A 21,216-nucleotide genomic window follows, 5' to 3' on the forward strand; every position below is an offset into this window, starting at 1 on the left:
CGGCTGCATCGGAGTCTGGCCCACTGCCATCGCTTGATCTCTCCCCACGCCCGGTGACCAACACCGATCACCCTGGCACAAGAGGACAGACCAGCGCGAGAGAGATCAAAAAACACCAGTCACCTAGCGGAGGATTGACCGGCGGTCTAACTGCAACTAATCTCGTTACAGTTCTGCGAGGGAGGTGGTGGAGTGAGTCTCAGCAGCAGGACGGCGGTCGCGATCCACGCCCTGACCCTGCTCGGCCGCCGCCACGAAACGTCCCTGACCTCGGCGGAGATCGCCGACAGTCTGGAGAGCAACCCGGTCCTCGTCCGACGCATCCTCGGCAGCCTGCGCGACGCCGATCTGGTGCGGTCCACGGAGGGCCGGGGCGGCGGCTGGTCGCTGGCCCGCGCGCCCCGCGAGATCACCCTGTACGACGCGTTCGCCGCCGTGGAGCCCGGCCCGATCATCTCCCGCCACCCGCACCCGCCCAGCGCGAGCTGCGAGGTGGGGCGCAACATCCAGGCCCTGCTGGAGGTGGAGTTCCAGGACGCCGAGCGGGCCATGGCGGAGCGGCTCGCCGCGACCACGATCGCCCACCTGCTCGGGCGGGTGACGGACATCGAGCGCGAGCTCGGGCTGACGAACCGCTAGCCAGGAAGACGGCGGAGGTGACCCCTCCGCCTTTCTTGTACCCAAACTGCAACCAAGATGGTGGCAGTAAGAATCGGGAGGCCCCCGCATGACACCGACGTCCCGTTCACTGCTGGCCGTGCTGATGCCGGCGATGCTGGCCACGGTCATCGCCAGCGACATGGTCAACCTCGTGGTGCCCGCGATCGGAGCGGAGTTCGGCGCCTCGGAGGCCGAGCTGGCGTGGGTGGTCACCGGCTTCCTGCTGGCGTTCTCCGTCGGCGTCCCCTTCTACGGCCGCGTCTCCGACCGGGTGAGCCTGCGTAGGCTGTTCGCCTTCGCCCTGGCGACGTACGCCGCCGGCAGCCTGATCTGCGCCCTCGCCCCGAACCTGCCCGTCCTGGTGACCGGGCGGATCGTGATGGGGGTGGGCGGCGCGGCGATCCCCGTGCTGTCGATCATCGCCGTCACCAGGCTGATGCCGGAGGACCGGCGCGGGGCGGGCATCGGCGTGCTGTCCGCGAGCACCGGCGTGGGCACCGCCGCCGGGCCGGCCGTCGGCGGCGGGATCGGGCAGCTCCTCGGCTGGCCCGCGCTGTTCTGGCTGATGTTCGCGGTCGCGCTGGCGCTGCTGCCTGCGGCGCTGCGGGTGCTGCCGGGCGAGCCGCCGGCCGGGGAGGCGCGTTTCGACCTGCTCGGCGGCGTCGCGCTTGGAGTGGGGGCCGGGACGGTCCTGTTCGGCATCACGCAGGCGCAGGTCGCGGGCCTCGCCGCGCCGGAGTCCTGGGTGAGCCTGACGGTGGCGGTGGTGGCCCTCGCGCTGTTCGGGTGGCGGACGATGCGGGCCGCGCATCCGTTCGTGCCGCCGGCGCTGTTCGGCAACCGGGTCTACCGGGGCGCGGTCGTCGTCGCGTTCCTGGCCATGGTGGTGAACCTGGGCGGGCTGGTGTTCGTCCCGCTGCTGGTGGTGGACGTGAACGGGCTCACCCCCGGCGCGGGGGCACTGGTCATGATCCCGGCAGGGATCGCCGTCGCCGTCGTCTCGCCGCTGATCGGCCGCCTGGCCGACCGCGTCGGCACGCGGCCCCTGGTGCTCGCCGGCCTGGGGGTCGTCGGGGTGTTCGCCCTGTTCCTGTCGGCCTTCACGGGCGGCCCGTCGGTCGTTCCGGCCGGGGTGGGGGTGTTCGGGCTCTGTGTCGGCTTCATCTTCGTGCTGACGCCGCTGATCAGCGCCGCGGCGGGCGCGCTGCCCGCCGAGCAGGTGGGCGCGGGGCTGGGGATCCTGCAGGGCGCCCAGTTCCTCGGCGCAGGGACCGGGCCCGCCCTGTTCGGGGTGCTGGTGACCGCGCGCCAGGCCAGCGGCGGCGAGGCCGTCAACCCGCTGTACGGGGGCCGGGACGGCGCCGCCTACTCGGACGTCTTCCTGACCATGGCCGCGGTGACCGTCGTGGCGTTGCTCGTCGCGGCCCGCATGCGCCCGGCGGAACGAACGGCCCCCGCCCCGCTCAGAGAGCGAGCGCGGCCATGAACGCCATGCTCGCCGCCATCCCCGCCGAGCACGCGTCCCGCTCGAACGCCCCGCGATCGCCGCCCCGCCCGGCCAGCACGCGCACCAGCCGCGCGCACGTCCAGCCCACCCCGATGACCAGGGCCGCCGCCGCCAGCGCCCCTCCCCCGTGCGTGTGCCCGGACGGGTCGCCGGCGAGCGCGGGCCCGCCGAGCGCCGCCAGCACCAGCAGCACGGACATGACGACGAAGTCCTGGAGGTGGTGGCCGAGTTCGGCCCGGCGGGAGGGCGAGCCGCAGAGCCAGCCGGCGGTCAGCAGCACGAGCACGGCGACGACGAGGAAGAGCCCGTTCAGATGCCCGGCCGCCATGCCGAACGCCATCGCGGCGTACGGCCACTTAGCGGCGGCGCGCCCGGAGGGCAGCAGGGCGGGCGCGAGGGCCAGCCCGCAGCCGGCCGCCACCGCCACCACGTGCAGCAGGGACATCAGGCCGTGCGCCGCCACGGTGTTCTCCTCGCTGCCGCCGCCGATGGGTCACACCTATTGGACAGGACAGCGCGGCACGCCGTGACATCCGGGTCAGGTCGGCCTGGCGGCCGCCTCGTGCTCGCGCATCGCGGTGGCGGCGTGCCGGGCGTCGGGGTGGATGTGCAGGGCCAGCCACACCCCGGTGATCTGCAGGACGCGCGCGGGCACGTCCTGCACACCCGCCAGGCGCAGCAGCCCGCCCTGCTCGCGGACGGCGGCGTTCAGCCGTAACAGGACGTGCAGGCCGCGGCTGTCCATGAAGGTCAGCCCGGTCAGGTCGAGCACCATGCCAGGCCCTGGAACGCGGCGCCGCTCGGCGTAGCTCTCCAGGTCGTCGGCGTTGGTGGAGTCGAGCTCGCCCGCCACCGCGATCAGCACTCCGCCGGGCAGCTCCCGGCAGCTCAGCTTCAGGGACGACATGACGCCTTGGCGGCCTGCGGTCGCGGTGCCGGTAGGACGAGCCTGGACGCGGTCGTGTGCATCTGTTCCAGCGTGGGCTCCATCGTCGCGGGGATCTGTGCCGGCACGGCGTCGATCGTTGTCTGACTTCACTCTTCGCCCTGTGACCGTGCCCGGTCAGCACACTAGGCGAAGGGATCGGCCCTCTGCTGTCCCATCAGCGAAATCGGCTCGGGGTAAACGTGCAACGTGTCACTGGGCGCGCATCCGTAGGCGGCCCGGTAGGACGAGGCGAACTTGCCCGGGTGGAAGAAGCCCCAGCGAGCCGCGATCGCGGCCACCGTGGTCTCGGCCGGGTCGCCGGACCGCAGCTCGGCGTGCGCGCGGGCCATGCGGGCCTGGCGCAGGTAGCGCAGCGGGGTGGTGTTCAGGTGCTTGCGGAAGGCGTACTGCAGGGCGCGGGCGGTGACGCGGGAGGCGGCGGCGATGTCGGCGATGCCGATGGGCGTGCCGACGTGCTCGTCGATGAAGGCGATGGCGCGGCGCAGCGTCTGGGGGTGGGCGTCGTGGCGGTCGGCGCCGGTGGTGCCGGACGCGTCGGCGGCGTTGCTGGGCAGGGCCGACAGGACGCTGGCGGCCAGGAGCTGCCCGGCCGTGGAGACGACGAGCGGCTCCCCCGCGAGGTCGGGGTCGGCCAGGACGTCGTCGCGCAGGTAGGCGATCGTCCGCTGGAGGTGGCGGGCCGCGAGGGCGGAGACGGGCCGGTGCCCCAGCAGCCGCACCGGCCCCGGCGCGCGTCCCTCGTCAGCGCCGGCCACCTCCTGCAGCAGCGCGTCGCCGAGCAGGACGACGGTGTAGGCCGCGTGGCGGACCTGGCCGGAGTAGGGCCGGTCGGGCGGCGCGAAGTACACCGCGTCGCCCGGCCCGAACACCTCCCGCTCCTGGCCCGCGACCTGCTGGGCGATGGTTCCCGACTCCACCAGGCACAGGCACAGCTTGCCGAGCGGATGCACCTCGTAGTCCATGGTGCAGTCCAGCCGCACCCGGTCGACGCTGACCGGCCCGAGGACCTTGCGGGAGATCGTGGTGCGCGGGCGCTCCGCGTCGGAGCCGAGACGCATCCTGGCGTAGGCCTTGCTGAGGAACGCCTCGGTCTGCCCGAGGTCGCGGCTGTCGAACGTCAGCGCCTCCATGGCACGCCCCGCCCGCGGGTGGCCCTCGCGAGGGCGGCTGAACGACCGGCCATAGCGTGATCGTAGCCCCGGCGGGGGCGCCCTCAGGACGCGAACAGCTCAGTGAGATGCCGCTCGCTCATCGGCGAGCGGCCCGTCTCCACCTCGGCCAGCCGCGCCAGCATGCCGCTCAGCAGCGGCGTGGCCACCCCCGCCGCCCGCGCCTGCGCGAGCACCGGCCGGTAGTGGTCGTGCACCTCGATCGGCCGGCGCCGGACGGCGATGTCGCGCCAGATGCCGCTGCGGTCCTTCGGCTGGGTACGCAGCCACGCCGTCAGCCGGTCGGTCGCCGCCTCCCTCGCCTGCTCGGGCGCCCCCGGCAGGTACGCCCGCGCGTCGAACGCGTCGAACGGCTCCAGCCGCAGCCCCAGCGTGCCCGCCACCGCGAACACCTCGGCCACCAGCGCGTGCATGAGCGGCCTGTGCCGGTCGATCAGGTCGGCCATGGGCGCGTCGGCCAGCGCGGTCACGCTCAGCATGGCGCCGAACCCGAGCTTGGCCCACAGGTGGCCGCCGACGTTCCCGGTGGCCTTGGCGCCGAGCCCGGCCAGGTCGGCGACGAGCCGGTCCACGCGCGGGCTGGAGCCGCCGTCCAGCTCGCCGATCACGAACGCGCCCGGCCCGCCGTCCTTGATCACGCCGGGTTCGACCACGTCGGCGAAGATGTTGACGAACGCGCCGACGGTCCGCGCGTCGCCCACGTACGAGGCGATGAGCTGCTCGTTCAGGCCGTTCTGCACCGAGACGACATACCCGTCGGGGGCGAGCCTGGGCGCGATCCAGCCGGCCGCGCCGGCGGTGGCCTGCGCCTTGACGCACAGCAGCACGTGGCGCAGCGGCCCGGCCGCCTCCTCGGGGGTGGCGGCGCTCACCCGGACGCGGCGGTCGCCGTCCGCGCCGCGCAGGACGAGGCCGCCTGCGCGGACCGCCGCCACGTGCGCGGGGTCGGCGTCCACGAGCAGCACCTCGTGCCCGGCCTCGGCCAGGTGGAAGGCGATCGTGCCGCCGATGGCGCCGCCGCCGACGATGGCATAGTCGTTCATGGTCGTCGCACCCCGCCCGTTCCGTTCCCGTTCATGCCCCGTCGCACCCCGCCCGTTGCGTTGAAGTTCATGCGCGTTGTACCTCGCTCGTTCCGTTCCAGTGCAGGGGCAGGGCGGTGGAGCCCGCCGACGCCCCGCCGTCCACCCGCAGCACCGTGCCCGTCACCCAGCCCGCCTCCTCGCCCGCCAGCCAGCGCACGGCCCGCGCCACGTCGCCGGGCACGCCGCGGCGGCCGAGGGCGTTGGCCGAGACGGCGGCGGCGTACTCCTCGGTGACCGGGTTGGCGGCGCTGTCGACGGTGACGAAGCCGGGGCTGACGGCGTTGACGCGTACCCCGATCGGGCCCAGCTCGATCGCGGCGGCCTTGGTGAGCATCTCCAGCGCCGCCTTCGACGTGCAGTAGTGCGCCGCGCCAGGTCGGGCGCGCAGCGCGGCGCCCGAGGCGATGTTCACCACCGCCCCGGTACGGCCCGCCGCGGCGCAGGCCCGGCCGAACGTGGCGGTGATCAGCATGGGGGCGCGGACGTTGACGTGCTGCACCCGGTCCCACTGGGCGGCGGTCATCTCCAGGAACGGCGTGGCCGGGTAGATGCCGGCCGCGTTCACCACGACGTCCACCGGCCCGTACGCCTGCCAGGCCCGCTCGACCACCCGTTCGGCGGCCTCGGCGTCGGCCAGGTCGGCCACGATCGAGCGCGGCCCTGCCGCCCGCCGGTCCACGGCGGTGACGGCGGTGCCCTCGGCGGCGTACAGCTCGCACACGCCCGCGCCGATACCGCTCGCCGCACCAGTCACCAGGACGTGGCGGGTCATGTCAGCTCCTTCCCCTTGGTCTCGGGCATGGTGGCGTAGACGATCACGCCGATGAGCGCGGCGGCGGCCACGTACATCCACACCAGGTCGCGATGGCCGCTGGAGCTGAGCCACGTGGTGACGTACGGCGCGGTGCCCCCGAAGATCGCCACGGCCAGCGCGTACGGCAGCCCGATCCCGGTCGTGCGCACCTCGGCGGGGAACTGCTCGGCCATGATCGCCGCGCAGTTGGCCGAGTAGCCGACGAGGAACACCATCCCGACGAGCTCGATGACCAGCAGCGACCCGAACCCGCCGTCGAGGAACCGGAACGCGGGCCAGGCCAGCACCAGGAACCCGAGGGCGAAGCCGAGCATCGTGGGCTTGCGCCCGACCAGGTCCGACAGCAGCCCGCCGAACGGCAGCAGGATCAGGAACACCAGCACCGCGATGGTGTTGGCCAGCAGCGCCTGGTTCAGCGGGATGCCGGTGTCGACGTGCGCGTACGTCGGCATGTAGCTGACCCAGACGTAGTACAGCAGCGTCCCGGCGATCGTCACACCGGCCACCCGCAGCGCCGCCCTGGGATGGTCCCTGACCATCACGACGAGCGGGTTGGCGCGGGTCCTGCCGCTGGAGGCGGCCTTGGCGAACGCCTCGGTCTCCGGCACCGAGACCCGCAGCCACAGGCCGACCAGCCCGAGCAGGCCGCCGAGGACGAACGCGACGCGCCAGCCCCAGCTCTGCAGCGCGGCCTCGTCCAGCGTGGAGGTGAGGACGGTGCCCAGGCCTGAGGCGATCAGCACGCCACCGCCGACCGACACCTGCTGCCAGGACCCGGCGAACGCGCGCCGCCCCGGCGCGGCGGACTCGACCAGGAAGGCCGAGGAGGTGCCGAACTCGCCGCCCGCCGAGAAGCCCTGCACCAGCCGGGCCAGCACCAGCACGATCGGCGCGGCGATGCCGATGCTCTCGTAGCCGGGGCAGATGGCGATCACGAACGCGGCCGCCGCCATCAGCGAGATGGTCAGCGTCATGCCCTTCTTGCGGCCGTGCCGGTCGCCGTACGCGCCCAGGATGGCGCCGCCGATGGGCCGCATGAGGAAGCCGACGGCGAAGACGGCCAGCGTGGACAGCAGGCTCACCGTCTCGTCGCCGGAGGGGAAGAACTGCTTGGAGAACACCGCGGCGAACGTGGTGTAGATCGCCCAGTCCACCCATTCGACGGTGTTGCCGATGGCGCCGGCCACGATGGCCTTGCGCTGCTGCGGGGTCAGGCGGGTGGCGGGGGTGGCGGTGGCGGTCATGCGGCGTGCTCCAGGACGTACCCGGCGATCTGGGCGTGCGTGGCGTACCAGACGCCGTCGTGCGCGGTGATGTGCTCCAGCAGTTCGCTCAGCGCGGCCATCCGGGAGCGGTGGCCGATGATGTGCGGGTGCAGGGTGAGCTGGAACAGCCCGCCCTCCGCCAGCGCGCCGTCGAACTCGTCGCGCCAGATCGCCGCCGCCTGCCGCGGCGGCGTGTACGGCCGCAGCGCGCCGTAGCGCTCCATCATCAGGTACGGCGCGTCGTCCCTGATCCACTCGACCGGGATCTCCACGATGCCGGTGGGCTCGCCGCCGGCCAGCAGCTCGTACGGCTCGTCGTCGGCCATCAGCGAGGAGTCGTAGCGCAGGCCCAGCTCCATGGTGATGGCCAGGGTGTGGTCGGAGAAGTCCCACGACGGCGTGCGGATGCCGACGGGGCGGGTGCCGGACAGCTTCTCCAGCGTGTCGGCGGCGCGCAGGGCCAGCTCCCGCTCGTCGGCCGGGTCGAGCAGCATGTTGCGCTCGTGGATCCAGCCGTGCATGGCGACCTCGTGCCCGGCGGCCACGTAGTCGCGCACCTCGCCGGGGTGCAGCAGCGCCGAGACCGCCGGCATGAAGAACGAGGCGGGGATGCGGTGCCGCTCCAGCAGGCGCAGCACGCGGGGCACGCCGACGCGGGAGCCGTACTCGCCCTGGGCCAGCTTGCCCGGCCTGGTCTCGCCGTCGCGCAGCGGGATCGTCTCATGGTCGGAGTCGAAGGACAGCGCGACGGCGACGCGGGCGCCGCCCGGCCAGGAGGCGGGGCGCAGGGGACGGCCCGCGCGCACGCGGGCGACGTGGCCCCGCCAGGTCTGCTCGTCCCACTGCCAGGGCTGCTGCTGTTCTGTCATGGGGAGGGGGTTCCTTACGGTCGTGCGGCGGGGGTGGGCACCCAGGCGCGTTTGAGCGTGGTGAGCTGGAGGGTGACGTCGGCGGCACGCACCCCGGGCAGGGAGCCGACGTCGTCGGTCAGGTAGCGGAACAGGTCGCCGTAGTGGCGCAGCGCCACCTGCCCCGCCAGGTTGAAGCGGCCGGTGGTGGCCGACAGGTAGCGGGTCGCGGGGTGGCCGGCGAGCTGCTGCCCGGCGCGTTCCAGCAGGCCGGGCTCGACCTCCAGCCAGAGCATGAACTCCACGGCGAAGCCGAGCACCTCGGGCTCGGCCAGCGTGCGGAAGCGCAGGCAGCCGCGCCGCACCAGCGACTCCACGCGCCGCTTGGCGGTCGACTCGCTGCTGCCCACGACCTTGGCCAGGGCCTTGTACGGCATGCGCCCGTCCTCGCCGAGCGCCCGCACGACGGCGTGCTCCAGCTCGTCCAGCCGCTCGGGGGCGCCCTGGGGGAACCGGTCCTCGAACGGCGGCTCGGCCGCGTCGCGCAGCTCGGCGGTGGCCCGCTCGCCGAGCACGCCGGGGTTCCAGTCGTGGTTGGAGACGAACGTGCGGATGACCGCGTGCGTCTCGCTCTCGGTGACCCGGTCGCCGCCGGGCACGTCGGCCACCATCAACCGGCCGATCTCGGCGTGCGTGGGCACCACGAACTCGGCCACGCAGTCGGCGCTGCCCGACACGACGGAGACGAACCTGGCCTGCGGCCGTTCCGCCAGGCTCGCGGCCACCTCGTACGTGGTGCCGGGGCGGCACCGGAACCGGCTGAGCACCGGCACGCCGAGGCCGCAGCGCAGCACGTCCACCACGCCGATCACGCGCAGCCGGCCGCTCTCGCCGAGCAGGGCGGCGCGGCGGACCACGGTGGACTCGCTCGCGCCGACCAGGCGGGCGATCAGGCTCCACGGGGCGCGGCCGTTGAGCTGCAGCGCCGCGACGATCGCCCGGTCCAGCTCGTCGGGTTCTTGCATGCGTTCCATGCTTACTGACGGAATCCCCCGAAAGCAAGGCATCTTTGAACGTAATCCGCAATTTTTGCCCAAAAAGCGGAGGTCCGCGCCTGCTCGGCCGTGAGGATGCGATCCCGCTCGATGTCCTGGTCAGGGGCGGATGTCCGCGCGCCGCAGCAGCTCGGCGGCGGGCAGCAGGGTCGCCTCCGCGGCGGTCAGCCCGGTGGCGGCCAGGGCCCGATCGACCAGGTTCAGCCCCACCGCGTATCCCGCCATGTCGGGGATGCCGCGCGGCTCCTGCCCGAACTTCCGCACCGGGCCGTCGCCCAGCACGTACGCGGACGTGTGCTGCATCCCCTCCAGCCAGAAGTCCGCAGCGGTCAGCTCGTAGGCCCGCTCGTAGGCCTCCCCTGTCACCATCCGCGACCACGGCCCCATCGCCTCAGGCCCGGACAGCTCCCGTACGAACGCCTCCGCCAGCCCCTCGGCGATCACGTGCTCGCCCACGGTCACGGTCACCGGGTTCCACTCCACGTTGGTGAAGCGGACCTTGTGGTGGAACTCGTGCACGGCCAGGTGCCCGATCCGCCCGATCACCTCCTCCGACGGCCAGGCCAGCAGGTACAGCCACTCGGAGCCGCCGCCCATGCCGTAGTAGCCGCCGGCGGTCTGCATCAGGTGATCGTCGTCGGGGTGGCCCATCACGAACATGATTTTCACCAGGTCGGGCTGCTTCGCGCCGCTCAGCGCAGCCGCCGCCCTGGCCAGCTCGCGCCGCACCTGGCCGAGCACGTCCTGCTCGATCATCCGCCGGACGGCGGGCAGGTAGCGCGGGTCCTCTGCGTCCACGCGGAAGCCGCCGCTGTCGTGGTGCAGGCCGACGATGTCGCCGGGAACCGGGATCGACGAGCGCATCGGCGTCAGCATCTCGCGCAGCGCGCCGGGCCGCTCGTCCAGGGGCCGCTCCAGCAGGCCGGCCATCGCGGCGAGGGTGTCGTGAACGATGATTTCCATGCCGGGGAAGCTAAAGCCTCACGTTACGTGAGGCTCAAGCGATTAACGGCTCACAAGGGCGACTCGTCCCCCGGGTCCTCCCCGGGCGACCGCCCCGGCGTGCTCTGCCCGCTCTCCGACGGCGACGGCGACTGCGACGGGGAAGGCTGCGGCACCGGCGTCTCCGGAGTCGGCGGCGGCGTCGGCACGAACACCGTCGGCGGCAACTGCCGCGGCTGCTGCTCGGTGTCCTGCCGCCCGAGCAGCAGCAACAGCAGGATCGCCGTCACCAGCACGAGCAGCAGCACCAGGGCCAGCGCGGCGAACAGCACCCGCTTGCGGGTCTCGGTCAGCGGCAGCCGCCGCCGGGTCGGCCCCGCCAGCGCCGGCGCGCGATCGGTCAGCCAGTACGGCACGAAGTCCGGCCCGTGCGCCTCCCCGATGAACGTCCCGCCCACCATGACGGGCTCCAGGAACCTCTCGGCCCCCTGCCGCCCCGGCGCGTACGGCACCGCCACCCACGGCGCCCGCCCGCCGTCGAAGGCCAGCACCTCGGGCGCGCCGTCCAGCACGACCCCGCGCGACCTGCCGGAACGCCCCAGCCACCCGCGCATCCCGGACCGTTCCCTGCCGCCCGCCTCGCGCACGGCGGTGACGAACCGCTCGCGCGCCGCGGCGTCGAAGGCCGCGCCCCGGGTGAGCACCGCCAGCGACACGGCACGCCCGTCGGGCGCCTGGCCGAGGTACACGAGCCCGGCCGGCGCCGTGTGCAGACGTGCCTGCACCACGTAGGGCCCCAGCCGGGGAGGATCACCGTACTGCAGGGGACTTGCCACGTTTGCCATGAAAGCACAGACGTGGCGTCGTGCACGTTTGCGGCGCGTTTGGTGGAATGGCGTCATGAGCGTCGCCGAAGAATTGCCGGGCGGAACCGACGCGGCACTGCTGCGTCAGAGTCTCGACGAGGTCCGGCGTGTCATCGTCGGGCAGGACCACATGGTCGAAAGGCTGCTGGTGGCCCTGCTGGCACGCGGGCACTGCCTGCTCGAGGGCGTCCCAGGCGTCGCCAAAACCCTGGCCGCCTCCACCCTGGCCACCGTCGTGGGCGGCACGTTCGCCCGCATCCAGTTCACCCCCGACCTCGTGCCGAGCGACATCGTCGGCACCCGCGTCTACCACCCGTCCAACGAGAAGTTCGACGTCGAGCTCGGCCCCGTCTTCGTCAACTTCCTGCTGGCCGACGAGATCAACCGCGCGCCCGCCAAGGTCCAGTCGGCGCTGCTGGAGGTGATGGCCGAGCGCCAGGTCACCCTCGCCGGCGTCACCCACCCCCTGCCCAGGCCGTTCATCGTGCTGGCCACCCAGAACCCCATCGAGTCCGAAGGCGTCTACCCGCTGCCCGAGGTGCAGCGCGACCGGTTCCTGTTCCGGGTGCGCGTGCCCCACCCCAGCGCCCACGAGGAGCTGGAGATCCTGCACCGCATGAGCGTCAGGCCGCCCGTCCCCGAGCGGGTGCTCGACCCCGACAAGCTGCTCGCCCTCCAGGAGGCCGCCGAGCAGGTCTCGGTGCACCAGCTCGTCGCCGACTACGTCGTCCGGCTGGTCATGTCCACCCGCGCGCCCGCCGAGTACGGCCTGGCCGACCTGGCCGAGACCATCGAGATCGGCGTCAGCCCGCGCGCCACCCTCGGTCTCGTCTCCGCCGGCCGGGCGCTGGCCCTGCTGCGCGGCCGCGACTACCTGCTGCCGGACGACGTGCGCGACGTCGCCGTGGACGTCATGTCCCACCGCCTGATGCTCACCTTCGACGCCCTGGCCGACGGGGTAGACCCGGAGAGCGTCGTCAAGCAGATCCTGCAAGCCGTCCCCCCGCCCCTCGTCGTCTGGAACCAGAACCGTTGAGCCCCACCACAGCGGAGCAGGCCCTGCGCCGGCTGGAGCTGACCGTCACCCGCCGCCTCGACGGCCTGCTGCACGGCGCCCACCAGGGCCTGCTGCCCGGCACCGGCAGCGAGGCCGGCGACAGCCGCGTCTACGTGCCGGGCGAGGACGACGTGCGGCGCATGGACTGGAACGTCACCGCCCGCACGACCGTCCCGCACGTCCGCGACCTCATCGCCGACCGCGAGCTGGAGACCTGGGCGCTGGCCGACCTGTCGCCCAGCATGGACTTCGGCACCGCCGACACCGACAAGCGCGACCTGGCCGTGGCCGCCGTCGGCGCCATCGGGTTCCTGTCCAGCCGGATGGGCGACCGGTTCGGCGCGCTGGTCATCCACGACGAGTTCGTGCACCGCATGCCCGCCCGCACCGGCCGCCCCGCCCTGTACGGGCTGCTGCACTCCCTCATGGACGCCCCGCGCGGCAGCGTCGTGCCCGACCCGCCCGACCTCGCGGAAGGCATCGAGATCCTGTCGGCCACCCGCAGGCGGCGCGGCATGCGGCTGATCGTCTCCGACTTCCTCGACGCCCACCCCGACCTCGACCCCGACGCCGAACGCCCGTGGGAGCGCCCCATCAGGCGGCTGGCGGCCCGCCACCAGGTGCTGGCCGTCGAGGTCATCGATCCCCGCGAGCTCGAACTGCCCGACGTCGGCCGCGTCGCGTTCGCCGACCCCGAGACCGGGAACGTACGCGAAGTGCACCTTTCGCCCAAGATCCGGCGCGCGTACGCGGAGGCGGCCGCCCTGCAACGTGAGGGCACCCGCCTGGCGCTGCGCCGCGCCGGAATCGCCCACCTGGTCCTGCGCACCGACCGCGACTGGGTCTTCGACGTCGCGCAGTTCGTGCTGCGCCAGCGCCGCACGAGCCACCTCGCCCACCGGAGGCCCACCGCATGACGTTTCTCGCCCCCGGCTGGTTGTGGCTGTTCGTGCTGGTGCTGCTGCTCGTGGCCGGCTACATCGTGGCGATGTTCGCCCGCCGCCGCTACACCGTGCGCTTCACCAACCTGGCCCTGCTCGACCTCGTCGCCCCCGCGGGCCCCGGCTGGCGCCGCCACGTGGCGCCCGCGCTCTTCCTCGTCATGATGTCGTTGCTGGTCATCGGCGCCGCCAAGCCCGCCGACCAGGTGCGCGTGCCCCGCGACAGGGCCACCATCATGATCGCCCTGGACGTCTCCCTGTCCATGGACGCCGACGACGTGCAGCCCAACCGCATCAACGCCGCCAAGGCCGCCGCCCAGGCGTTCGCCAGGGAGCTGCCCGACCGCTTCAACGTCGGCGTCGTCTCCTTCGCCCGCTCGGCCAACGTCGTCATCTCCCCCACCACCGACCACCAGGCCGTCGTCACCGCCATCGGCAACCTCACCACCCGCCCCGGCACCGCCATCGGCGAGGCCGTCTTCAACGCGCTGGAGTCGGTGCGCTCCTTCGACCAGCAGGCCGCCACCGACCCGCCGCCGGCCGCGATCGTGCTGCTCTCCGACGGCGACAACACCTCGGGCCGTTCGGTCAACGAGGCCATCGAGGCCGCCCAGCAGGCTCGCGTCCCGGTCTCCACGATCGCGTACGGCACCCAGGAGGGCACGGTCAACATCGACGGGCGGCCCGTGAACGTGCCCGTCAACAAGCAGACCCTGCAGTCGCTGTCCGACGGCACCAGCGGGCGCGCCTACACCGCCGAGTCCGGCAGCGAGCTGCGCGAGGTCTACGAGCAGATCGGCACCTCGCTCGGCTACAAGCTGGTCAGCCAGGAGATCACCCAGTGGTTCATCGTGGCGGCCATCCTGGCGGGGCTGCTGGTGGCGGGCGCCGCGGTCCTGTTCGGCTCGCGGATCCCGTAACGTTTGGCGACGTGGCGCACTACTTCTCCGAGCGGCCGGGCACCGCGAGCAGGCCGGGCACCGTCGATCTCGTCCTGCCCGATCTGCATCTGCGGCTGGAGACCGACAGCGGCGTGTTCTCCCCCGAGCGGGTGGACGTCGGCACGCGCGTGCTGCTGGAGAGCGTCCCCGCGCCGCCGCAGGAGGGCGACCTGCTCGACCTGGGCTGCGGGTACGGGCCGATCGCGCTGACCATGGCGAAGCGGGCGCCGGGCGCGACGGTGTGGGCCGTGGACGTGAACCGGCGCAGCCTGGAGCTCACGGAGCGGAATGCCCGATCTGCCGCCCTTGACAAAGTAAGGTCAGTACATATCGATGAAGTGCCAGATGAAGTGAAATTTCGGGCCATCTGGTCTAATCCTGCGATCCGGATTGGGAAGCAGGCCCTGCACGACATGCTCACCAGGTGGCTCACCCGGCTGACGCCCGACGGCGTGGCCTACCTGGTCGTCCAGAAACACCTCGGCTCCGACTCCCTGCAGCGCTGGCTCGGCGAGCAGGGCTGGCAGGCCTCCCGCGAGGCCAGCCGGGCCGCCTACCGCGTACTGAAGGTGACCCCGTGAGAAGGCAACTGCGCCCCACCGACGTCAAGCGGCTCAACCGCACCTGGCGCAGGAACACCCAGAACCGTCTCGGCCTGATCATCGAGTCGGTCACCGGCCCGTTCAACATCGGCTCGATCTTCCGCAGCGCGGCCGCGTTCGGCGTGGACGAGATCTGGCTGGCCGGCAACGCCACCCCGCCCACCAACCCCAAGGCGGGCAAGACCGCGCTCGGCACCGAGCGCCTGGTCACCTGGCACGAGGCCGTGCCCGCCGTCGAGGCGGTCAAGGCGGCCAGGGAGGCGGGCTACGCGGTGCTGGCGATCGAGCTGACCGCCGAGGCCACCCCCCTGCACAGGGCCGCTCTGGGCCGCGACGTGTGCCTGGTCGTCGGCAGCGAGGACCACGGCTGCTCCCCGGCCCTGCTCGACGCCGTCGACGGGGCCTGCTACATCCCGCAGGTCGGGCGGGTCGGCTCGTTCAACGTGGCGGTGGCGGCGGCCATCGCGCTGTCCGAGGCGCGCCGCCAGGAGTGGCAGAATCTCCCCGATTCGTAACCGAACCGTTCACCCGGGAAGGGCATACTTCAGGACGTGCTGAGCCGTCGATTCGCCTTCCTCGACCATCCAGGCCCGCTGGCCTTCGCCCACCGCGGAGGCGCGGCGGAAGGCGCGGAGAACTCCGCCGCCGCGTTCGAACGGGCGGTCGCGCTCGGCTACACCTATCTGGAGACCGACGCGCACGCCACCGCCGACGGGGTGCTGCTGGCCTTCCACGACCACACGCTCGACCGCGTGACCGACCGGCGTGGCCGCATCTCCGAGCTGCCCTACCGGGCGGTCAAGCGGGCCCGCATCGGCGGGGTCCACGAGATCCCCCTGATGGAGGACCTGCTCGGCACCTGGCCGGAGATCCGCTTCAACATCGACGTCAAGGAGGCGGCCGCCATCGCCCCGCTGGCCGAGGCGATCAGGCGCACCAACGCCTACGACCGCGTCTGCCTGACCTCGTTCTCCGACGAGCGGCTGGTGCTGGCCAGGGCGGCGCTCGGCAGGCAGGTGTGCTCGGCGCTCGGGCCGCGCGGCGTCGCCGCCCTGCGGGCCGCCGCGACCACCTCCGGCTACGGCCGCCTGCTGGCCCGGCTCTCGCGCGCCGGGGTGCCGTGCGCGCAGGTGCCGGTGGGCTTCCGCGGCCTGCGGGTCACCACCCGCCGCCTGGTACGCACCGCGCACGCCATCGGCATGCAGGTGCACGTGTGGACGATCAACGACCCCGACCGCATGGAGCACCTGCTCGACCTGGGCGTCGACGGCATCATGACCGACAACGTCACCGGCCTGCGTGACGTCCTGGAGCGCCGGGGGCTGTGGCACCCCGGCCGCCTCGCCGCCTGACCCCCTCCCTTCGCCGCCAAGGAGCGATCCGTCACCATGCCCGTACCCGCACCCCCCGCGGCCCTCGACGACTCCCCCGGCGCGCGCCGGCGCGAGCAGCGCGGCTGGTACTTCTACGACTGGGCCAACTCCGCCTTCTACACGGTGGTCATCTCGGTCTTCCTCGGCCCGTACCTCATCCCGGTCGCCAAGTCGGCGGCCTGCGCCAAGGACTTCCCGTCGGTGGAGCCCGGCCGGTGCGTCGACACCTTCGACCAGCTCGCCGCCGCCGGCCCGGGGCTCGGCTACGTGGACGTGCTCGGCGCCGACATCAGGCCCGCCGCCTACTTCGGCCTGATCACCACGGTCGCGGTGTTCCTGCAGATCGTCGTCCTGCCCATCGTGGGCGCGCTGGCCGACCACACCGGCCGCAAGAAGGAGATGCTCGGCGTCTTCGCCTACGCGGGGGCGCTGTCCGCGATGGGCCTGTTCTTCGTCGAGGGCGACCGCTACCTGCTGGGCGGCGCGCTGTTCATCCTGGCCAACCTGTTCTACGGCGCCTCGATCGTGGTCTACGACTCGTTCCTGCCGCAGATCTCCACGCCCGAGGAGCGCGACGGGGTCTCCTCGCGCGGCTGGGCCATCGGCTACCTGGGCGGCGGCCTGCTGCTGGCGCTCAACCTGGTGCTCTACCTCCAGTACGAGAGCCTCGGCCTCACCCAGGGCATGGCGGTGCGCATCTGCATGATGTCGGCCGGCCTGTGGTGGGCCACGTTCACGATCGTCCCGCTGCTGCGGCTGCGCAACCGTCCCGTGCCCGCGCACGAGACCACCGCGCTGCGCTCGGTCGGCGGCAGCTTCCGCCAGCTCGGCCGCACCCTGTCCGAGCTGCGCCGCTACCCGCTGACGCTGCTGTTCCTGGTCGCCTACCTGGTCTACAACGACGGCGTGCAGACGGTCATCGGCAACAGCGCGGCGTTCGCCTCCGAGGCGCTCAAGCTGCCGCAGGAGGTGCAGATCACCGCGATCCTGATGGTGCAGTTCGTGGCGTTCTTCGGCGCGCTGCTGCTCGGCCGGCTGGCGCGCAGTTTCGGCACCAAGCGCACGGTGCTGGCCAGCCTGGTGGTGTGGACGGGGATCGTGGCGATGGCCATGTTCGTGGCCGAGGGGCAGGCGCTGCAGTTCTACCTGATGGCGTTCGCGATCGCCATCGTGCTGGGCGGCACGCAGGCGCTGTCGCGCTCGCTGTTCTCGCAGGTGATCCCGAAGGGGCGGGAGGCCGAGTACTTCAGCCTGCTGCAGATCAGCGACAAGGGCTCGGCGTTCATCGGCTCGCTGACGATCACGCTGGCGCTGCAGTTCACGAACAGCTACCGCATCGCGATCCTGTCGATGATCGTCTTCTTCGTGATCGGGTTCATCCTGCTGGCCATGACGAACCTGCCCAAGGCCATCCGCGACGCCGGCAACGAGGTCCCCGCCCGCATCTGAGAACGCCCATCACATGAGAGAGCACCGCTCTTGACATCAGCGCGCCCTTGGCGAGAGCATTGCTCACATAACGGAGCAATGCCCTATTGAAGGAGCACCGATGTCCCCTCGGCTCACCTCCGCGGCCTTCGCCGCCGGCGGCGTCCTCTTCCTGCTCTACATCGCGCTGCGGCCCGCCGGCGACGACGCGGCGGCCATGGCCTCCACCGCCTGGGTCGCCGGGCACGCCGCCGCGATGGCCGGCTTCATCCTGCTCGGCGTGGCCGTCCTCGGCCTGCACCAGGCGCTCGGCGACCGGCTGTCGCTGCGCGCCGCCCTGGTGACCTGGATCGGCGCGGGCCTGACCCTGCCGTACTACGGGGCCGAGGACTTCGGCCTTCATGTGATCGCCCAGCGCTCCCTGCGCGACGGGACGCCCGCGTTGATGGAGCTGGCCGAGCAGTTCCGCTTCGGGGCCGTGCCGGTCGGCATGTTCGCCGGCGGGCTTCTCCTGCTGGCCGTCGGCACCGTCATGGCGGCCGTGGCCGTGTGGCGGTCCGGGGTGTTGCCGCGGTGGAGCGGGGTGGTGCTGGCGCTGGGGTTCGTGCTGTTCATCCCGCAGTTCTTCGGGCCGTACCCGGTGCGGGTCGCGCACGGGGTGCTGGTCATGGCGGGTGGGCTGTGGGTGGCGGTCGCGCTGTGGCGTCACGCCGCCCGGCTCGCGGTCGTCGCGCCGCGACCGCCGGTCGGCGTCGGCAACGCCGCCTGAGCCCGTCACCACCGGACGCCGCTTGCCACCCGTGCCGCTTGCCACCCGTGCCGCTTACCGCCCGAGCCGCTTGCCGCCCGAGCCAGGCGCCGCCCGAGCCAGGCGCCGCCCGAGCCAGGCGGCTCCTGAGTCAGGCGACCGCCAGCACGATCTTGCCGCGGTTGCGCCCCTGCTCGCCGCGCCGGTGCGCCTCCGCGGCGTCCGCGAGGGGGAAGACCTCTTCGACCTCCACGTCCATCTCACCCTTGTCGATCAGCTCGCCGATCCGGGCCAGCGCCGCGCCGTCGGGCTCGACCAGGATCCCGGTGGCCCGCATCCCCCGCTCCTCCGCCCGCCCGGCCAGCTCGGGCGCCACACCGGACGGCACCGCCACCAGCAGCCCGCCAGGCCGCAGCACGTCGAGCGACCGGGTGCTCGTCCGGTCGTGCCCGTCGCCGACGAGGTCGAGCACCACGTCCACGTCCCGCACCGCGTCCTCGAACCGCGTGGTGGTGTAGTCGATCACCTCGTCGGCGCCCAGCGAGCGCAGCCAGTCGTGCTTGGCGGCCGAGGCGGTGCCGATGACGTGCGCGCCCGCGTGCCGGGCGAGCTGCACCGCCAGGTGGCCGACGCCGCCCGCCGCCGCGTGGATCAGCACCCGCTGCCCGCTCCCGAGGTTCGCGGTGTCGAACAGGGCCTGCCAGGCGGTGAGGGCCGCGAGGGGTGTTCCGGCGGCGGCCTCGTGGCCGGCGCTGCGGGGCTTGCGGGCGAACTGGCGGGCGGGCGCGGTGACGTACTGCGCGTACGCGCCCGCCTGGCGCGGGAACCACGGCATGCCGAACACCTCGTCGCCCGGCCGCAGGACCGTCACGCCGAACCCGGTCTCCTCGACGACGCCGGAGACGTCCCAGCCCAGGATGAACGGCGGCTCGCCGAGCACGTGCGCCATGCCGGAGCCGGCGCGGGTCTTCCAGTCCACCGGGTTCACGCCGGCGGCGTGCACCCGGACCAGGACCTCGGTGGGCAGCGGGACGGGCCTGGGCACCTCGGCGAGGCGCAACACCTCCGGGCCGCCGAGGGAGTCCTGGACGACGGCGCGCATGGTGGATGACATGGAACGGCTCCTTGCTCGTGGTTGGCGCAGCCGAAGCTACCCAATGGCCGGTAGTAACCCGCAAGGGAGACTGCTATCTTTTGGGAAGTGATGACCCCCTGAGGAAAGGTTCAGGCCATGGCGCTGACCTGCCGATCCGGCCTGCACGACCGGCACGACGTCTACGCCGCGCAGTGCCCGTGCAGAGAGGTGCTGGATCTGCTGGCCAACAAGTGGTCGGCCCTGGCCGTCGGCGCGCTGGAGGAGGGGCCGCAGCGCTTCGGCGCGCTGCAGCGGCGCCTGGAGGGCGTCAGCCCGAAGGTGCTCACCCAGACGCTGCGCCGCCTGGAGGAGCACGGGTTCGTCGACCGCACCATCTATCCGGCCGTCCCGCTGCACGTCGAGTACGCGCTGACCGAGCTGGGCCGGGGTGTGGCCGGCCCGCTCGGCGCGCTGCGTTCCTGGGTGGAGTCCCACCTCGACGAGATCCACGACGCCCGCGCGGGCGCGCGTTGATCAGGGCGTGAGCGCCCCCGCGTCCATCAGAGGCAGCGTGTACGGCTGCGCCGCCCTGCCCGCAGCGGCGGAGTCCGTCCCGCAGGCCATCGCCAGGATGTGGGCGCCGAACGCGTAGTCGATGGCGTGCGGCACCGGCTGGCCGTTCTCGTCCACCTGCTGGTAGTTGCGCAGGTTGAGCCCCATGGCGAACTGCCGGGCGCCGGACGCGTCGAGGAACGACAGGGTCTGCATGCCCGGGATGCTCCCGTCGTGTCCCCAGAACCGGCCGCACGGCAGGTCGAGGGGGTAGATCCCGAGCCCGTAGTCGATCACCGGGCCGGAGAGCGACCGTACCGGCACCGTCGTGCGCATCTCGGCCAGCAGAGCGGCGTCGAGCAGCCGTCCGTTCGTCAGGGTTCGGAAGAAACGGTTGAGATCCTCCATCGTGGAGGTCATCGCGCCCGCCGTGCCCGCCCAGGACATGTTGTAGACGCTGTAGTCCCTGGGCGGGTCGAAGTAGCCGTACAGCGCCTCGTACGCCTTGGAGTGCGGGCCGGGGACGTGCGGGGTGCGCGGGAAGGACGTGTGCCGTAGCCCCGCCGCGCGGATCACGTGGTCGGTGATGTAGCGCTCGGCGCCGATGCCCGTCACCTTCTCCAGCAGCAGCCCGGCGATGACGTAGTTCGTGTTGGAGTACATTCCCGGCAGCTCGCCCGGCTCGCCGGTGGCGGGAGCCTCCAGGCCGAGCCGCGCCAGCTCCCGGGCCGGGAACGTGCGGAAGCGGTTGGTGTCCAGGCTCTCGACCGTCGGGAAGATCAGCCCGGTGTGGTCGCGGATGTGGCTGGTGTGGTTGAGCAGCATGCGCACGGTGATCCGCTGCCCGCGCTCGCCCGGCGCCAGGTCAGGTAAGTAGCGGCCGATGGGCGCGTCGAGCTCGATCGTGCCCTTGCCGACCTGCTGCATGACCGCCACGGCGGTGAACGTCTTGGTGATGCTGCCGATCCTGTGCACCATGTCGGGGCGTACGGGGCGGCGGGTCTCGATGTCGGCGACGCCGGCGGCGCCCTTCCAGGTCTGCCTGCCGTCCACGACGTGCGAGTAGGCGCCGTACATGCCTGCCGCGTGCAGGGCGTCGAGGGTGCGGCGCAGGCGCTCCTCGTCGAGGCCGCCCGCCTGCGCCGCGGCGGCGGGTCCTGCCGCGGCGGCGGGTTGGGCCGCGAGCAGCGACGCGGCGAGGGTCGCGGCTCCCAGCCGCGAGGCGAACGTGCGCAAGAGGCGTTGGGTCATGGCGCCCAGCATGAGGTGACGGGCTCGCGAGGGTCAGTCGCCGGTGTCACGGGGTTCACATGACAGGAGTCATGCTCTCCCCGTACCG

23 protein-coding genes are annotated in these 21,216 nt (G+C 72.7%); 11 read left to right on the forward strand and 12 right to left on the reverse strand.

What is annotated here, in order from left to right; genetic code table 11:
* Window positions 1-192 precede the first annotated feature (192 nt).
* Together ABD331_RS34115 and ABD331_RS34120 are read left to right on the forward strand one after the other, a co-directional pair.
* Window positions 193-639 (forward strand): Rrf2 family transcriptional regulator, encoded by a 447-nt coding sequence (locus ABD331_RS34115; RefSeq protein ID WP_344483989.1) that lies wholly within the window; start codon window positions 193-195, stop codon window positions 637-639.
* Between the two features lie 88 nt (window positions 640-727).
* Window positions 728-2,146: an MFS transporter gene (locus ABD331_RS34120; RefSeq protein WP_344483992.1), complete on the forward strand. Its 1,419-nt coding sequence runs from the start codon at window positions 728-730 to the stop codon at window positions 2,144-2,146.
* Here ABD331_RS34120 and ABD331_RS34125 read toward each other — a convergent pair.
* The 10 genes from ABD331_RS34125 to ABD331_RS34170 form a co-directional block, all read right to left on the reverse strand.
* On the reverse strand, window positions 2,124-2,630 hold the full coding sequence (locus tag ABD331_RS34125) for a hypothetical protein (protein WP_344483995.1): 507 nt from the start codon (window positions 2,628-2,630) through the stop codon (window positions 2,124-2,126). The two genes, ABD331_RS34120 and ABD331_RS34125, sit on opposite strands and share 23 nt — an antisense overlap.
* 75 nt (window positions 2,631-2,705) lie before the next feature.
* Window positions 2,706-3,074: an STAS domain-containing protein gene (locus ABD331_RS34130; protein ID WP_344483998.1), complete on the reverse strand. Its 369-nt coding sequence runs from the start codon at window positions 3,072-3,074 to the stop codon at window positions 2,706-2,708.
* Between the two features lie 164 nt (window positions 3,075-3,238).
* Complete coding sequence (locus ABD331_RS34135; RefSeq protein WP_344484004.1) at window positions 3,239-4,246, reverse strand: helix-turn-helix transcriptional regulator; 1,008 nt, start codon at window positions 4,244-4,246, stop codon at window positions 3,239-3,241.
* 83 nt (window positions 4,247-4,329) lie between these two features.
* Window positions 4,330-5,328, reverse strand: a complete 999-nt coding sequence (locus ABD331_RS34140) for a ketopantoate reductase family protein (protein ID WP_344484007.1) — start codon at window positions 5,326-5,328, stop codon at window positions 4,330-4,332.
* 67 nt (window positions 5,329-5,395) lie between these two features.
* On the reverse strand, window positions 5,396-6,142 hold the full coding sequence (locus tag ABD331_RS34145; RefSeq protein WP_344484010.1) for an SDR family NAD(P)-dependent oxidoreductase: 747 nt from the start codon (window positions 6,140-6,142) through the stop codon (window positions 5,396-5,398).
* Window positions 6,139-7,428 (reverse strand): MFS transporter, encoded by a 1,290-nt coding sequence (locus tag ABD331_RS34150; protein WP_344484013.1) that lies wholly within the window; start codon window positions 7,426-7,428, stop codon window positions 6,139-6,141. The genes ABD331_RS34145 and ABD331_RS34150 overlap by 4 nt, the downstream gene beginning before the upstream one ends.
* Window positions 7,425-8,318 carry a polysaccharide deacetylase family protein gene (locus ABD331_RS34155; RefSeq protein WP_344484016.1) on the reverse strand — a complete coding sequence of 298 codons (894 nt, stop codon included), beginning with the start codon at window positions 8,316-8,318 and terminating at the stop codon, window positions 7,425-7,427. The genes ABD331_RS34150 and ABD331_RS34155 overlap by 4 nt, the downstream gene beginning before the upstream one ends.
* Before the next feature lie 14 nt (window positions 8,319-8,332).
* Window positions 8,333-9,322: an Lrp/AsnC family transcriptional regulator gene (locus ABD331_RS34160; RefSeq protein WP_344484019.1), complete on the reverse strand. Its 990-nt coding sequence runs from the start codon at window positions 9,320-9,322 to the stop codon at window positions 8,333-8,335.
* A gap of 129 nt (window positions 9,323-9,451) precedes the next feature.
* A complete protein-coding gene (locus ABD331_RS34165) occupies window positions 9,452-10,315 on the reverse strand; it encodes a DUF2268 domain-containing putative Zn-dependent protease (protein WP_344484022.1) in 864 nt (287 codons plus the stop codon).
* A gap of 50 nt (window positions 10,316-10,365) precedes the next feature.
* Entirely contained in the window at window positions 10,366-11,139 is a 774-nt protein-coding gene (locus ABD331_RS34170; RefSeq protein WP_344484025.1) for a hypothetical protein, read from the reverse strand.
* A 55-nt stretch (window positions 11,140-11,194) separates the two neighbouring features.
* On the opposite strand from ABD331_RS34170, the gene ABD331_RS34175 reads away from it, so the two are divergent.
* The 8 genes from ABD331_RS34175 to ABD331_RS34210 all read left to right on the forward strand — a co-directional run bounded on the left by ABD331_RS34175 (window position 11,195) and on the right by ABD331_RS34210 (window position 18,271).
* Window positions 11,195-12,196, forward strand: a complete 1,002-nt coding sequence (locus ABD331_RS34175; RefSeq protein ID WP_344484027.1) for an AAA family ATPase — start codon at window positions 11,195-11,197, stop codon at window positions 12,194-12,196.
* Window positions 12,193-13,134 (forward strand): DUF58 domain-containing protein, encoded by a 942-nt coding sequence (locus ABD331_RS34180; protein WP_344484029.1) that lies wholly within the window; start codon window positions 12,193-12,195, stop codon window positions 13,132-13,134. Before ABD331_RS34175 ends, ABD331_RS34180 begins: the two co-directional genes overlap by 4 nt.
* Window positions 13,131-14,078, forward strand: coding sequence for a VWA domain-containing protein (locus ABD331_RS34185; protein WP_344484031.1), 948 nt, complete (start codon window positions 13,131-13,133; stop codon window positions 14,076-14,078). The genes ABD331_RS34180 and ABD331_RS34185 overlap by 4 nt, the downstream gene beginning before the upstream one ends.
* An 11-nt stretch (window positions 14,079-14,089) precedes the next feature.
* Window positions 14,090-14,680, forward strand: a complete 591-nt coding sequence (locus ABD331_RS34190) for a class I SAM-dependent methyltransferase (protein WP_344484033.1) — start codon at window positions 14,090-14,092, stop codon at window positions 14,678-14,680.
* A complete protein-coding gene (locus tag ABD331_RS34195; RefSeq protein WP_148432201.1) occupies window positions 14,677-15,216 on the forward strand; it encodes a TrmH family RNA methyltransferase in 540 nt (179 codons plus the stop codon). Before ABD331_RS34190 ends, ABD331_RS34195 begins: the two co-directional genes overlap by 4 nt.
* A gap of 36 nt (window positions 15,217-15,252) precedes the next feature.
* Window positions 15,253-16,053 (forward strand): glycerophosphodiester phosphodiesterase family protein, encoded by an 801-nt coding sequence (locus tag ABD331_RS34200; protein WP_425566100.1) that lies wholly within the window; start codon window positions 15,253-15,255, stop codon window positions 16,051-16,053.
* 36 nt (window positions 16,054-16,089) lie between these two features.
* Window positions 16,090-17,523 carry an MFS transporter gene (locus ABD331_RS34205; protein ID WP_344484042.1) on the forward strand — a complete coding sequence of 478 codons (1,434 nt, stop codon included), beginning with the start codon at window positions 16,090-16,092 and terminating at the stop codon, window positions 17,521-17,523.
* Window positions 17,524-17,623: 100 nt separating this feature from the next.
* On the forward strand, window positions 17,624-18,271 hold the full coding sequence (locus ABD331_RS34210; RefSeq protein WP_344484044.1) for a hypothetical protein: 648 nt from the start codon (window positions 17,624-17,626) through the stop codon (window positions 18,269-18,271).
* Window positions 18,272-18,401: 130 nt separating this feature from the next.
* Here ABD331_RS34210 and ABD331_RS34215 read toward each other — a convergent pair whose 3' ends face one another.
* Window positions 18,402-19,364 (reverse strand): NADP-dependent oxidoreductase, encoded by a 963-nt coding sequence (locus ABD331_RS34215; RefSeq protein WP_344484045.1) that lies wholly within the window; start codon window positions 19,362-19,364, stop codon window positions 18,402-18,404.
* Window positions 19,365-19,481: 117 nt separating this feature from the next.
* Between ABD331_RS34215 and ABD331_RS34220 the strand changes: the two genes are divergently transcribed.
* Window positions 19,482-19,859 carry a winged helix-turn-helix transcriptional regulator gene (locus ABD331_RS34220; RefSeq protein WP_344484047.1) on the forward strand — a complete coding sequence of 126 codons (378 nt, stop codon included), beginning with the start codon at window positions 19,482-19,484 and terminating at the stop codon, window positions 19,857-19,859.
* Here the strand turns inward: ABD331_RS34220 and ABD331_RS34225 are convergent, their stop codons facing one another.
* Window positions 19,860-21,128 carry a serine hydrolase domain-containing protein gene (locus ABD331_RS34225; protein WP_344484049.1) on the reverse strand — a complete coding sequence of 423 codons (1,269 nt, stop codon included), beginning with the start codon at window positions 21,126-21,128 and terminating at the stop codon, window positions 19,860-19,862.
* Window positions 21,129-21,216 lie beyond the last annotated feature (88 nt).

This window comes from Nonomuraea monospora (assembly GCF_039531895.1).
Taxonomy (GTDB): Bacteria; Actinomycetota; Actinomycetes; order Streptosporangiales; family Streptosporangiaceae; genus Nonomuraea; species Nonomuraea monospora.

What these genes read in the sequence shown, in the direction of transcription:
- ABD331_RS34120 (WP_344483992.1), top strand. Translation starts at nt 728, where the DNA reads ATGACACCGACGTCCCGTTCACTGCTGGCCGTGCTGATGCCGGCGATG.
- ABD331_RS34130 (WP_344483998.1), bottom strand. Translation starts at nt 3,074, where the DNA reads ATGTCGTCCCTGAAGCTGAGCTGCCGGGAGCTGCCCGGCGGAGTGCTG.
- ABD331_RS34135 (WP_344484004.1), bottom strand. Translation starts at nt 4,246, where the DNA reads ATGGAGGCGCTGACGTTCGACAGCCGCGACCTCGGGCAGACCGAGGCG.
- ABD331_RS34140 (WP_344484007.1), bottom strand. Translation starts at nt 5,328, where the DNA reads ATGAACGACTATGCCATCGTCGGCGGCGGCGCCATCGGCGGCACGATC.
- ABD331_RS34145 (WP_344484010.1), bottom strand. Translation starts at nt 6,142, where the DNA reads ATGACCCGCCACGTCCTGGTGACTGGTGCGGCGAGCGGTATCGGCGCG.
- ABD331_RS34150 (WP_344484013.1), bottom strand. Translation starts at nt 7,428, where the DNA reads ATGACCGCCACCGCCACCCCCGCCACCCGCCTGACCCCGCAGCAGCGC.
- ABD331_RS34155 (WP_344484016.1), bottom strand. Translation starts at nt 8,318, where the DNA reads ATGACAGAACAGCAGCAGCCCTGGCAGTGGGACGAGCAGACCTGGCGG.
- ABD331_RS34160 (WP_344484019.1), bottom strand. Translation starts at nt 9,322, where the DNA reads ATGCAAGAACCCGACGAGCTGGACCGGGCGATCGTCGCGGCGCTGCAG.
- ABD331_RS34165 (WP_344484022.1), bottom strand. Translation starts at nt 10,315, where the DNA reads ATGGAAATCATCGTTCACGACACCCTCGCCGCGATGGCCGGCCTGCTG.
- ABD331_RS34170 (WP_344484025.1), bottom strand. Translation starts at nt 11,139, where the DNA reads ATGGCAAACGTGGCAAGTCCCCTGCAGTACGGTGATCCTCCCCGGCTG.
- ABD331_RS34175 (WP_344484027.1), top strand. Translation starts at nt 11,195, where the DNA reads ATGAGCGTCGCCGAAGAATTGCCGGGCGGAACCGACGCGGCACTGCTG.
- ABD331_RS34185 (WP_344484031.1), top strand. Translation starts at nt 13,131, where the DNA reads ATGACGTTTCTCGCCCCCGGCTGGTTGTGGCTGTTCGTGCTGGTGCTG.
- ABD331_RS34205 (WP_344484042.1), top strand. Translation starts at nt 16,090, where the DNA reads ATGCCCGTACCCGCACCCCCCGCGGCCCTCGACGACTCCCCCGGCGCG.
- ABD331_RS34210 (WP_344484044.1), top strand. Translation starts at nt 17,624, where the DNA reads ATGTCCCCTCGGCTCACCTCCGCGGCCTTCGCCGCCGGCGGCGTCCTC.
- ABD331_RS34215 (WP_344484045.1), bottom strand. Translation starts at nt 19,364, where the DNA reads ATGTCATCCACCATGCGCGCCGTCGTCCAGGACTCCCTCGGCGGCCCG.
- ABD331_RS34220 (WP_344484047.1), top strand. Translation starts at nt 19,482, where the DNA reads ATGGCGCTGACCTGCCGATCCGGCCTGCACGACCGGCACGACGTCTAC.
- ABD331_RS34225 (WP_344484049.1), bottom strand. Translation starts at nt 21,128, where the DNA reads ATGACCCAACGCCTCTTGCGCACGTTCGCCTCGCGGCTGGGAGCCGCG.